The sequence below is a fragment of the Mobilibacterium timonense genome, from assembly GCF_900155555.1.
Lineage (GTDB): Bacteria > Bacillota > Clostridia > Peptostreptococcales > Anaerovoracaceae > Allobaileyella > Allobaileyella timonense.
In genome coordinates this window covers 422,543-436,123 of sequence record NZ_FUHN01000006.1, presented here as the reverse complement: position 1 = coordinate 436,123, position 13,581 = coordinate 422,543, and the positions used below count along the sequence as shown (strand labels likewise).

Genomic DNA, 13,581 nt, shown 5'->3' with positions numbered 1-13,581 from the left:
GAATCTCCGACAGGTTGTCAGATAATGAGCACTGACGCTATCAGTGCTTATTTGAGCATCCACTTGCCCTTTTTCGTTGCTCCGACTCTCTCCAATTCTCCTGAGTCCCTCATATGCTGAATAATGTAACGCACCCCACTTCTAGATAGGCCTGTAATTTTCTGAAGTTCTTTTTGCGTAACGTAAGGATTCTCTGCAATTGCGTTGCGGATCTTATCCATGTTTGACATCTCAGATACAAGATCTGTCTTTTGGCACGCCTTCTGCTCAGTATCCGTGGCTTTCTGAATAATTTCTTGGTTAGTTTCTTGGTTAGTGTTTTCAATTTCTTGGTTAGTTTCTTGGTTAGTGTTTTCAATTTCTTGGTTAGTTTCTTGGTTAGTAGACAAATCTTGATACCGGTACAGATTGACACGAAATCCTATTTCCATATCTATAAACTCCGGCTCCTGGAGGCCATATTCTTCCATTTCCCGCACGATTTTCGGGACACCGCTTCCCCACTCCTCGATCATGTTCATGTAGAGAAATGCATGTGCCAGTGCCTTGTTTCGGATCTTGGAATATCCCTCTCGCATTTTTTCAACCGTCACTCCCGGAAGCAGACCTCCAGGCGAAGTGATCTCAAGGCGGTCGTCGTAAATGGCAAGTTGAATATGTGAATTCTGTCAGAATCTCTCCAGCTCTTCCCACAGCGCCGGTCTTCGCGGGTACTCTTTCCTGTACTTTTCCGCCAAGGCTTTTGCGACCGTATCGCCGCCAGGATATTTAAGCATTTTCTTCAGAATCCTTGCTACCTTGCGGTACCCCTTACGCTGGGTAGCACGCTCCATTTCGTCGTCGGCGTTCATCGCCAGGATCTTCAGGCATCTCTCAGGATAGCGTTCCCTCAGGACTTTCTCGTAGCCATCGAAATATCCTACCCTTTCCGCGGTGTCCATCATGAGGTCGTAGCGTTTTTCCTTTTCAAAAAGGGACATGGCGTCATAGCGTCCGATGACGGCAGGAAAGAGGTGCTGCTCTGCCTCATCGCACCAGCCATCGTCCGAAAATGTCGCCCTGTATTCTTTGTACAGCTCATCGTTCCCCGGGTACTCATAAAACATCTGCCCGAGCAGAGCGTAATGTTCTTCCGCGCGGCCCGTCCGCTGATAGATATCCTTCAGTTTCATTTCATACTTCTTATACGAAAAACTCCTGAACGGGCGGCCTTTCTGCTCCTCTATGATTTTTCGAAGGAGCGCGATCTCCCTCTCGATCTCACCGCGTTCCTCATAGATCCGGAGCATTCTGTCGCTAATATCCTGTCTCCCGACGGTCTTCGCATACGCCTCAACTTCTTCGATGGGAGCACCCTCGTCAGAAAGCACCTGCAGCAGGTATTCCTTCAGATCGGTCTTATCGCATTCTTTCAAGAAGTCATCCTTGTCCGATGACTCCACCTGCCGGATCTTATCCTCCAGAAAACTTCTCTTGATCTTGAGGAATTCGGGTGTTCTGAAGTGCGTGTCCATGAATTGGTAAAGGTAGTTCTCCACGTAGTCTATCACTTTGCCGTCCGTGTTCTTCATGAAAAAATCCAGTGCCTTCTTCTGTTCTTTCTCATCGGCAAGGCGGCAGATAACATCGTCCCAGGCGTCAGTCACTTCATCCATGACCATCTGCGTATCGCCGTCATCATCCATGTCGGTCTTTCCCCATTTCAGGAAAACAGCATTCGCTACCGCAAAAAGATCCCACCGGTCCTCCGGGGCGGACATCACTTTCCTGGCATCGTCCATCAGATCTAATATTCCGCTTGTCAGCGGACCCATGTGCCGCCAGTCGACGAAGCCATGCACTTTTGCGCGGCTGAATAGCGTCTGGATCTGTTTCTTGTATTCCTTGACTCTTGGGCTGTCCATAGCGGTTGATCTCCTCTCCCGTTCAGAAATGCAAATCTAGTCCTGTATCAGTTCCAGATCCCTTTCTCTGTCAAAATTTCTGATGATTATCTTGATCTTATCGAGCGGATATGGTGCCTCTTCCGCCGGGTGATACTCCACCGACTCGATCCTGACGACGGCCTCATGGTCGTCTTTTCCCGCAGGCACGACCACCAGGTCGCCAACATCGTGATCTTCATGAGACAAATAACAGTATTCCTTGCCTCCATCTGTGAAAACGACGTTGCAGAAGATCAGATCACCAGCTCTCCTGCGGACCTTGCCATATGCGCGTTCGTCGAAGATCTCGCCCAGCCCGTAATACAAGAGGAAATCAAGGAGGCGCTGGGAAAACTCCGGCCAGTCTTTCGGCAGTCCTTTTTTATCAAATAGCCCAGATATCTCCCGCGTTCCTGCGCGCCTGGTAGTCACGGTGATCTTATATTTTTCCGTGCGAAATGGATCTACAAAAACATCCGGCGGGTTTCCTTCCGCCTCGGAAAGCGCATATGGCTCCAGACTATCGAGAAAATCCGAAACTCCCCCTGCAATATGATATGTATTTCGCACATCGCAGTCAGAAAATATCTGTCTGTAGAGCTCAACAGTCTCCGTATCCCTGCTGATTTTGAGCTCTTCATGGTAATCCCAGATCGCATATGGCTGCTCAGGATCTGCATGATCATCCACCTCGAACTCCTGATGACGGTCATATGTCATTTCTATCTGGTCGACATGATCCGGGTTTCCATCGAACAGGAACAGATCATCTCTGTTCAATCGCTCCCTGATATAGTCGGAAAGGCCATCAAAAGCATTTGGGACCAGCGAACCTTTTAATTTCGTGACCTTCCCTTCCTCATCTGTAAGCTCGATGGTCCAGGAGCCAACATCCAGCTCAAAGTCATTGACATGATCTTCAAAACCTATGGTGATCGCGTTCAGAATGTCTTTTAAAACGGCGTCTTCAGTTCGGATCTTTTCCCTTCTCATCAATTGCAGCCTGTCATCCGGACCGCCATAACGATAGCGGGTCAGCCATATCCCTTTTCCTTCTGTTATCGAGATACGCTGCTCTATTTCATCACCCGGATGCGGCTCCGGCCAATCGCAGATATTATTGGAAATAATTCTGGCTCTCTTGAGTGATCCCCTGAAAACAAACGGGCTTTCGCCGTCCGAAAGAACTGCCAGCCTTGTCAGGGCAACGATGAACCAGCCTCTGTTTTCAAGGCTGAGAAAGCCGCATTCCTCTTTCGTAAAATCCCGGCGAAGGATGTTCCACCACTTCGAATAGATGGCAGATCCAAGAAGCTGCGCATCTGAGATACTGTCAATAACCTCTTTAAGTTTCTCAGCATCTTCCATATCAAGATCCGGAAAAGCATTCTGAAGGTCTTCACCAGTATACAGATCGAAACCGAGAGCCTGGCAGTCCTCGCCAAAAGTGGAAGTCACAGCGTTTTCCGACGCCTGTGGATTTGAAAAGAGATTATGATACTTGATTGCGAAATCGTGTATCGCTTTGTTTGATGCCATGGACTTACACCTTTATTAAAACACACTCGAGAAGATCATCGTAACTGCATAGTATTTAAAGATTTGGGTGTCCTCGCAGGCAGACCCGGAAAAAAATCGTGTAGCCGGGCCAGCTTATGCGGGGAGGCTAGAGCAAACGTGATGCGCTACCTCAGGATAATACCAATCCTTGTCTTGAATCCAGTAGAAGTCATTTTATGTAAAATCACAGCAACATTCATCCGTCAGGCAATAGAAAAGTGAATTCCCGATTAGAGGAATAAAATGGACATATTCACAAAATATTTGCGTACTATGCATGACTCGTAATCATCAATACTATTTTCATTAATTGGAGTTTAATTTTACTTAATAAGATCATTCTTCTTTAAGTAGTCAATAAAACTATCAACAATTATTTTTTCGCGAGTTGTTATTTCTGATTCTGTAAAATCCTTTTTATTATTTGCTATTTCCCGCAACTCAACATTAATTGTAGGAGATTTCACTTTTCCTTTTCCTGTTGTAAATCCTTCGTAGTATTTCTTTTTATCGCTAAACCGATAATCTGATGCTCGAATATTTATTCCTTTCTCTAATAATGCTTTATTACCCAATGATTCGATATTATTTGGATTTTTCAAGCTCTTTTCATTATCCTCTCTCTTTTTCGAGTAAATATGCTCTATCTCCAATATGGTATTCATGGGAACAAGTTCCTGATTTGGATTTTGAAATAACCACCAAGCTAGAATAGATTTTGTTATTGGCCGCCCATTGGAAAATGTATAATTATTCAAAGAATTACGAACATCCGACTCATTAAATTTAAACTCCGCAAAATCGACTTGTTTATCAGTCACTATTTTGATCATTTCTGGATATGCTGGAGATCTCAGTGCATTAACACCAGGTCTCAAAAGTGCATAAGCCCAAATGAAGGCTGTAATTTTATCAAGAAATTCACACAGTTGTTTTTCATCTATCGAACCATCTTTTTTTCGATTGTGCATATAATAAACTGATAGAAGATAGGTCCACATACCATTTGGAGCATACTGAAGCACTTCAAGTGCTCGCAGTACCTCATCTGACAAACTATCATCCAGCCGGTCGATCTTCTCCCAGAAGTCAGCCAATGACTCTAAATTTTCAAGTGTTTCATTATTTTTCAACAAACGATAATTGTCCTTCTCATAAAATTTTCTTAAAGCCTCAGTTGTTGTATTCTTTATTCCCTGCTTCGCACGCTCATAATACATATAACGTGTGAAAAGTTCATCCATTGGAGATCCCGTCGTTACTTTAAAGATCCTATTAGACACATCTTCTAGCGCTTTCCATCTTTTAACAAATTCATCTTTTTTGCCCGCTTCCTTAAAGCATTTATACATCTGCGCCTTAAATATATCTGTGTCTGATAAAGGTTTCCCCCTGTCATTCAATGTGGAAAAAATTGTCAATGCTGTATCCTGTGACTCAGCCTCTATAGGCAAGAGAATACAGTTATTCATGATCCTATTTGGAAAATACGGAAAATAAGTAGGATAACTATTTTTAAATCCTTCTATGCAATCTAAAAAGAATCTGTAATTTTGCGCATAAATACTTTTCATATTGTTATTTACTGTTCCAGATTTTAACAGTGTTAAGAACTCATCTTTGTCAATATCCGACGATACCTCCGAATCGATTTTTAAGGCATCCATATTAGGCGTGCCGAACTCATCTGTTTTCCAGATGCATTTAGCAATATCATCAGCCGTTTTTTTTGAATTTGAATCTTTCATCGCTCCAAAAAAAGAATAGAATGCACGCAGTAAAAGCATCAATGTTGTTAATCTCTGTTGCCCATCAATTATTTCAAGCTTTTTATTTTCATTCTTGAATGTAACAATTGGTCCCAAAAAATACTCATCATTGTCACTATCAAACTTCGAATAATCATCATCCGGAAAAGCGAAAGCAAAAATATCATCCCATAGTGTTTCACATTCCGCATCTCCCCAAGCGTATGGTCTTTGATAGTCAGGAATCAGAAAATCAGATTTTTTGTTTGAAAACAGTTCTTTTACTGTCTGTTGATCTATGTTTAATTTTGACATTTTAACTCCTCTAGCATTTTGCTCATGATAAAAATAAAAGCACCTATCTATATTATTATTTTGTCGAATGCTCCGACATTTCACTACCTAGCATCCTTAACATATCCAGTCAATATTTTTTTCTTTCCTGACAACTCTTTGTCTATATCATCAGTCCAAGATTCATTTGAACTAGTTATATAGCCGCATCGCCTCAACTTTTCAAGCAGTTTCCTATTATAATCCGAATAATCTAAAGTATATTTGTGACGTCTCCTTTCAACAAGTGGTTCATATTCCGGCCCTAATTGACTGAACAACTCTGATAGCTCATCATTTTCAAACACTTTGATATGATTGAGTAACAACTCTTTTTTCTCATCATACGAAAGTAACTGCCACGCCGCATTTACATATTCCTTAGGAATATCAAAAGTTGCTCTTTCAATGATTTGTGCTGTTTCAGCATCAACATTTGCTGAATTAATTTTCTTTAAAATAGTACGTTTTTCACTATTATCAAATTCATCAACTTTGATCAATTGATTCACTTCATCGACTGTAAGATTTAATTTGTCTATATATTTAATAAAGGTTCGATTATTTTTTTTTGCATATAAAACTCTTAATTCATTTGATACCGATTCCATCTCTGACCAATACATCGGATCAAATGGTAATATTTGTTCTTCAATTAGCACACGGATTTTCATAGTGTCGAACCGACTTAGTACTGTGTCATGTATTTCAAAATGAATCCCTTTGACAATTTTTCGGAATGCTTCTACTGATAATTCTGCATCAAGGAGTGCATCTTTCACATCATTCGAAATTTCGAAATTTGCTACATCAGAAGTAAGTAGATCAACATTATCAATGATATAGCTCAGCCACGTTTCGCTTTCTCCATACTCATTAAAATAAGATTCAATATTATCCCAAGTACAGCTTATCTGATTGTTCTCAAATAGATAGTCCCAGATTTTCTGTTTATACTCATAATCATTTCCCGAAATGTTTACGCAACAGTCTTCAATGCTATTCCAAACGATTTTTTCCTTATTCAGTACTGAAAGTGCTAATTCGAGATTATCAGGGAATAGCCTTTCAAGAATATTTTCAACTGCACTGCTATCTTCCTCTGTATTCGACTCAACACCTATTACCAAATTACGAATATAGTCATCGAAATATTCATGAACATAATTAGTCAATGGTTGATAATCAATGGTCAGCACAGTTGTGTAATTTTTCCTTTTCAAATCTTCCACAAACTCAGGTTTTATCCAATTTACTAATTGTCTTATCATTACTTCATTTAGTTTATAGTGACAGTTTCCAAAGATGTGTTCGTTAACACGCTCTGGGAGATTGGCAGTTTCAAGATTTATGAAGTTTATTTTCAATGTATCAATTATCTGAATAATTTTCTTCTCTGTTACGTCTTTTAGCCTTTCCAGAACATCAGGATGTGTCAGGAAAAAGTCTGTTAACGGTCTCTCACCATTTTCTGTTTTATCCTGTGCTACAATGTCATCAATGTCGGCATGCAAAAGAATCGTGCTCAAATACTTATATCTTGTATCTATTGAAATCCCTGTATCTTCGCAAATATCTTCCCATAATCTATCATTTTCATGGCACAAGAGCTTTAATAAACGTCCTTCATTATTACCTCTCTCAACGTATGCTTTTACAAAAGTCATGCTACTTTGAGAATGATTTGAAAGTTGTTTTACAAGCAAATTCTCAGCAGGAGATCCGGTTTTACTTTCCAATACATAATCAATAAGATCAAAGTTCAAAACTTCTTCCTGTTCGAATTCATAGTCTTGTAATTTTTCAAATACCCGTGAAACATTATTTAATGGATATTCATATTCCAATTCTGATCTATGATTTCGCACTGCTAGAACAAAATTCATTTCATCTTTGGAAATACTGTTTGGATGAAAATAATTAATATAGTCAGTATAGTTCTCATCTACAAATCCATTTCTCAACAGGAAAATTAGAAGATCATTCTCTTTTACATCTTCACTCAAGAAATCTGTGCCAAATTGTTCAAACATTTGACGAATTGAATATGTATGCAGTGTATTCATCAGTCGTTCAAAATCTTCAATCTTCCCTTTTGCCTCTTCCTTACAATTTTCAAAGCCTCTTTTCAGTTGACTGATCCGTTCAAAAAAATCACCACCATTATCTATTATCTCTTTTTCAATATCATCGACCATTAAACTTCTCTGATAACCGTTGTCTAATGGATAATAGTTTACTTCCAAGATTTTTCCTTTTAGAATATTGATATCAAAACCATCATCCAATAATTTCGAGTATGAATATCTAACTCCATCACATGTTATGGAAATAATACAGCCATTGTTTTTTACTAGCGAACTAAAAAGTACTATCTTTAATTCTCTAATACTTCTTAAATTTTCATCTTTCACCCTATTAATAATAGCTTCTTGTTCTTGTTGCTTCTCTTTCAAATGAACTTCCTTTTCATAGAAATATTTTCTTTTGTCGAAAAAAGCTTTACGAACAATGCTATCATTTGATTCATTCTCTAGTTGAGCAAAGTCATTAGGATAAAGGTTTTTAAATACTATCAAGGAAAACATCTGAGTATCGTTCAAATCCAGATGTTGATTACCTTTGAGAGTATTCTTGAATATGATGAACTCGTTACAGATGCATTTCAAAACTCGCATATCACTTATGTATGGAGAAATCAAAGATATAAATTTACCAGAAATATCATAAAGACGGCTTGCATTTTTTTCTTCATCAAACTGGAGTTCATGTCGCAATATTTCACCAGAGTTTGTAGAACTAATGTAAGGGATAATTGGGATGATGAAATCGAAAAACTTAGTTCGTTCCCCCTCCTTTTGAAACATATTATCCTTTATTGCGTATATGAAAACAATTTTTTCATCTATCCCTTCATAATTGTTGAGAAGATTATTCAAATCTCTCAACTGCACAAAAATATTTGTATTATTAAATCGGTCCAAATCTTCAAAGACCACTAACTGGTATCCTGTTACTTCAAAAAAATATAATATTTCATCAATATTCCGATTGAAAACCGACTCTTCTGCTTCTCCCTCCCCATTCTTGAAAGAGGCTTTATTCAAAATACTAATTTCTTTGACACCAGTACCTCGTCCAAACCATCTTATGGCAGCGAAGCAGGCACCCCACACAGCAGCCAAGGCAAGAACAACTACAATTGCACCCAAATATCCCTCAAGTCTGTTTAGTGATTCAATAAACAGACTTACTCGTCGTGGAGAAAAAAATAGTAACAGAGAAAGCAACAGAATCTCAGTAAAAAAACCAATAAAAACATCTTTAATTTTATTATCAGGCTGTAGTTTCCTGTAGCGGCTTTTCGGAATCCTATTCGCACGAACATGATAGAAGAGTTGTTTTAATATGCCGATTTCCAGTTCTTCTTCTAGTTCTTTGTCATTTTCAACTCCTATACTCTCCAGATTGAAAGCCGCTAAAGAAATAATTATTGCAGGCTTTCTCTCTCTAGTATTAAAGTAAGTTCTTATGACACTACTTTTCCCTGATCCATAGGGACCAGATATGGCTATATTACGAATATCATCATTATCAATTGCCCAGTCAAGAGCAGCTAAATATTCATGCCCGTTCTGTATATCGTCTTTTGGAGTTAGTGCACGATAATTCTCGTCGCATTGGATCTTTTGCGGCGTATTATTTTTTGCATTTCTCAGTCGCCTAATTTTGTCCGTAAAACTCATAAAACAGACTCCTATCGCTTCTCCACTTTCCAGATAGAGTTATTCTCCAGAACGAATATTTTTTCCTCCATCTATATCGAATCCATCACATTTATCAAATCCTGGTAAGTCTTCACCTGTCCGTATACAACGTCTTCGGTGGATATTTCATTAAACAGCTTTTTTGCACACTTAATCTTTGCCTGCTCAATCGGACGAAGCTCCATGCTATCCATCGTGCCCTTCGTCTCAGCTACAAAGTAAATGTGCTTCACCGTACCCTTCTGGAATGCTATCGCCCAGTCTGGCGCATAGTTTCCCACCGGCGTAGGTATCTGGAAGCCTCTCGGCAGCTTCGCATACACGACCACCTTATCATCTAGGTCCATCTCTTCTGCGAATTTCCGTTCAACAGATTTTTCCGCAGTACCGTCGGCAAAGACATAGTCCTGAACGTTTTTCTTTGCAGGATAAGCCTTTGAAAAATCTTTGTTCTTTTCCGCAGTAAAAATCGTCGACTCGTATGTTCCTTCCGTCTTGTTGTAGGTTATATCGTCTACGATCATGGTAGCTTTCTGTTCGTTTATCAGCTTGGTCACCTTTGTGATGAACTCCTCAGGGTTATTCCTGTACATGTAGAACTTCTCAGCAGAGATCCCCTGAAGGATCCTGGAGACAGTACGCCTGGTAAGGTGAGTCCCACCGCTTATTTTTCCGATAAGATCGTATCTCACCTGACTTGTTTCAGCACGATTCAACTCAAACGTGCGTTTTTCATTAGCATAAAAACCTTCTCCGTCTTTTACGGTTGAAGAAGACCAGTCATCTCCCTGTATCCCCTTTGTCACCGTGTATTGAAGTTTTGCAACAACGAGCTTGCTGTTGATATTTTCGATCGACTTTTGTATCAATTCATCGCTGTCGAAGTGCACAGTATAACTATATTTATGGTTGATGTAGTTCCAAAGCGTCTGGAATTCCTTCTTGTAAAAATTCTCATTTAATTTGTTCTCTGGAACTTTTGTTGTATGACCGTCTTCGATCATATCCTCAAGTGCATGTTCATCGAAAATTCCCCTGATGAGAGCATGAACGGCTGGTGCTATATTCTTCACCTTATCCGGAAGTTCTGCAAGAGCATTATTCTCTGCGTCTGTACGGTATTTTTCGGAAACATGATCATCTTCATCGACGTAATCGTTCTTGATCAGATAACGATAAATAGCACGTCCCTGATCATCCGAAACTGTAACGACATCGTTTCCGAGCTTCACACGCTTTCCAATGAAATACTCTGGTGAAGCCTTCGTTGGGCGATCGTAAAGGTCTTCCTTTATTTCCCTCTGCAGGCCTGCTACAAAATCTTTATACCCTTCACTGGCTATCACTGTGAGCTTGTTTACATCCTGCACCTCGGATCCCAGGACCTGTTCATCCATCCGGTCACCAGACTGGTCGACACAGATCCTGAGTCCACGACCCACTTCCTGCCGTTTATTTGTCGTGCTGTCTCCCCCGTGCTTAAGCGTACATATCTGGAAAACATTCGGATTATCCCAGCCTTCCCGAAGTGCTGAATGGGAAAAGATAAAGCGTACCGGATTATCGAGAGAAAGCAATCTCTCTTTGTCCTTCAAGATCAGTTCGTAAGCTGATTCATCGTCACTGACATCAGTGCCCCTCTTTATCTTGGAGTCCACCTTATGGCCCTTCTTGTCAATGCTGAAGTACCCGGCATGTGTTTCGTGAACATCTATCCCATTCAGATAACGGTCATAAGGTGTATCTAATATTGTGACATTTTCGTTCAGTATCGACAGATATTCTTCTTCAAACATCTGTCCATATTCAGAATTAATTTCATTGCCTTCATCGTCATATTTGCGGTAGTTTTCGACTTTATCTATGAAGAAAAGTGAAAGAGTTTTTATCCCGCGATCGTACAGTTCTCTTTCTTTTTCAAAATGAGACCGAATAGTCTCCCGGATCTGCACACGGCGGATGTCCTTTTCGCTTACGTCACCCATCACCTCTCCGGTATGGATCTCAACGCCATTCGTAAACGTTACCTTGCCGTGGATCGGGTCTATTTCATTGATATGATAACCTTTGTATTGTTCCATTCCTTTGGAAAGAGAGTAGAGATCATCATCTTCGCCCAAGATCCGCGTTTCCCTGTTGATAGACTTGTCATATCCGATCTCAAATTCCAGTCTCGCCATCGGTGGCTTTTTCGGTGATATAACAATGTTCTCCAGGAAAAGATATCCATCGGTCCCGCGGAGGTTCTTAATGTCAAAGCCTTTGACTTCTATTTTCTTTACCAGCTTCTTCTGGTATGCGTCCATGGCATCCAGGACGTACACCAGGTCGTGATGTTCCTTATGGGTCGCAGAGTAATTCAATGTAAAAAGAGGATCAAATTCCTTTAGTGACTCTTGCGTCTTAGTCCCGCCCATTTTCTGTGGTTCGTCCAATATCACTATCGGCCTGTTGGCCTGAATAACATCCATAGGCCTACGGCTGCCAAACTCATCCAGTTCCATTCGTATTCTTCTGGCATCCTTGCCTCTGGCATTGAAGGCCTGAACATTGATTATCATGACAGATAGATCTGCACTGGAGCTGAAGTTGTCTATATCAGCCAGGTTCTTGGAATTGTAAACGAAAAAACGTGCCTTCTTTCCGTAGAGTTCCATGAAGTGATCCTGCATGGTCTGGAAACTCTTCTGAACACCTTCACGAATTGCAATGGAAGGAACAACAACGATGAATTTGCTCCAGCCATACTGACGATTCAGCTCAAACATGGTTTTGATGTACACATAGGTCTTTCCAGTACCGGTCTCCATCTCAACATCAAGAGAGCAGGCACCAAGATGCTTTGCCAGTGCAGTGGATCTTTTGATGTTATTCTCATTCTGTACATCCTGGATATTCTTCACCAGTTGCACATTGCTTAATGCCACCGGCGCATTGGAAAAGCCCAGCTCAGACCTTATCCCACCGATATTTCCAGCGCTCAATTCCTCTGGAGACAAGGTACTGAGCAAACTACTGCTATTCGAATCATTCCCCGTATCCATCCTGTAATGAACGTGATCACTAAAAGGCTGGCCAGCAAACACTTTAACTACACTATCGACCGCATCTGACTGATACTGCTGAATCGTATATTTGAATTTCATCTCGGACATATAATCATCCTTCCTATCTCAATCGTTCTGGTCATTTTCCGACTCAATGTGTGCCAGCTTAAAAAATGCTTTCTGACTCTCTATCTCGGCCCGCAACTCCTCATCTGAAGGAAGATACAGCTTGTATTTTGATGCAAAGAGCTGTTCATTGCCGTGCATGACAGAATATTTTGCAATATCTTCATCAGTGTCAGTACAGAGAACGATTCCAAGGGTCGGGTTATCATCCGGTCTTTTCTTCAATTCGTCATACATCCGGATATACATGTCCATCTGACCAACATCTTGATGTGTGATCTTTTTTGTCTTCAGATCGATAAGCACAAAGCATTTCAGAATATAGTTGTAAAAGACGAGGTCAATATAATAGTCTTCCTTTTCCGTGTGAATATGCTGCTGCCTGGCAACAAAGGCATATCCCTTTCCCATCTCCATCAAGAACTTCTGGAGATTACCAATAATGCTCTGTTCCAGATCAGACTCAAGATATGATGTATCTTCCTGCATACCAAGGAATTCAGCGATGACAGGATTCTTAATGAACTCAAGTTTGTTCTGATAAGAAGAGGTCAGCATCTTCATTTCCTGTTTCACCGCTTCCGGCTGCTGTGTCTTCAGCATACGATAATAATACTGAGATGATACGTTCCGCTGCAGCGTCCGGACACTCCAGCCTTCCTGAAAGGCTTCGTGTTCATACCAGTCTCTGGCTTGACGATCTTTCACCTGCAAAAGGACACGATAATGTGTCCATGAAAGGAGCTGATCAGATTTTCCACTCAGTGAGTGGAAAATCTCAGGAAATTCTTTATAGAAAGAATAAAAATTATACAAATTAGTCTTTGTGAAACCATTCCCGTATTTCTTCGTCAGGCTTTTCGAGAGAGACTTGATCACTTCAAGCCCGTATTCCGCCCTGCCGTTATGCGTAAGCTCCTCCTCCGCAATGCGTTTGCCGATCAGCCAGTTTCTCTGTACAAGAAGGACATTGACAGATTGATGTGCACGCCTTTGGGCAGCATCGACAATCTGTTCCGTATCTTTAAGCACATCACCAGTTCTGTGATATTCGATTAAATTCATGTCCTCCATA

The 13,581-nt window shown here is 40.6% G+C and carries 7 protein-coding genes; all 7 read right to left on the bottom strand.

The features are described from left to right. Positions 1–47 precede the first annotated feature (47 nt). A complete protein-coding gene (locus tag BQ7382_RS09645) occupies positions 48–656 on the bottom strand; it encodes an ATP-binding protein (protein ID WP_268874714.1) in 609 nt (202 codons plus the stop codon). Between the two features lie 12 nt (positions 657–668). Next, positions 669–1,904 carry a hypothetical protein gene (locus BQ7382_RS02795; RefSeq protein ID WP_077390606.1) on the bottom strand — a complete coding sequence of 412 codons (1,236 nt, stop codon included), beginning with the start codon at positions 1,902–1,904 and terminating at the stop codon, positions 669–671. A 36-nt stretch (positions 1,905–1,940) separates the two neighbouring features. Then, on the bottom strand, positions 1,941–3,464 hold the full coding sequence (locus BQ7382_RS02790; protein WP_077390605.1) for a hypothetical protein: 1,524 nt from the start codon (positions 3,462–3,464) through the stop codon (positions 1,941–1,943). 344 nt (positions 3,465–3,808) lie between these two features. Continuing rightward, the gene (locus BQ7382_RS02785; RefSeq protein WP_077390604.1) at positions 3,809–5,548 is read right to left on the bottom strand and encodes a DUF262 domain-containing protein; all 1,740 of its coding nucleotides are present in this window, start codon (positions 5,546–5,548) and stop codon (positions 3,809–3,811) included. A gap of 83 nt (positions 5,549–5,631) precedes the next feature. Further along, on the bottom strand, positions 5,632–9,312 hold the full coding sequence (locus BQ7382_RS02780) for a YobI family P-loop NTPase (RefSeq protein ID WP_077390603.1): 3,681 nt from the start codon (positions 9,310–9,312) through the stop codon (positions 5,632–5,634). 71 nt (positions 9,313–9,383) lie between these two features. Next, positions 9,384–12,488 carry a type III restriction-modification system endonuclease gene (locus tag BQ7382_RS02775; protein ID WP_331465909.1) on the bottom strand — a complete coding sequence of 1,035 codons (3,105 nt, stop codon included), beginning with the start codon at positions 12,486–12,488 and terminating at the stop codon, positions 9,384–9,386. 18 nt (positions 12,489–12,506) lie between these two features. Next, positions 12,507–13,580: a PDDEXK nuclease domain-containing protein gene (locus BQ7382_RS02770; RefSeq protein WP_077390602.1), complete on the bottom strand. Its 1,074-nt coding sequence runs from the start codon at positions 13,578–13,580 to the stop codon at positions 12,507–12,509. Position 13,581 lies beyond the last annotated feature (1 nt).

Coding starts and splice junctions, on each gene's coding strand:
- BQ7382_RS02780 (WP_077390603.1), bottom strand. CDS start 9,312: ATGAGTTTTACGGACAAAATTAGGCGACTGAGAAATGCAAAAAATAAT.
- BQ7382_RS02785 (WP_077390604.1), bottom strand. CDS start 5,548: ATGTCAAAATTAAACATAGATCAACAGACAGTAAAAGAACTGTTTTCA.
- BQ7382_RS02795 (WP_077390606.1), bottom strand. CDS start 1,904: ATGGACAGCCCAAGAGTCAAGGAATACAAGAAACAGATCCAGACGCTA.
- BQ7382_RS02790 (WP_077390605.1), bottom strand. CDS start 3,464: ATGGCATCAAACAAAGCGATACACGATTTCGCAATCAAGTATCATAAT.
- BQ7382_RS02770 (WP_077390602.1), bottom strand. CDS start 13,580: ATGGAGGACATGAATTTAATCGAATATCACAGAACTGGTGATGTGCTT.
- BQ7382_RS02775 (WP_331465909.1), bottom strand. CDS start 12,488: ATGTCCGAGATGAAATTCAAATATACGATTCAGCAGTATCAGTCAGAT.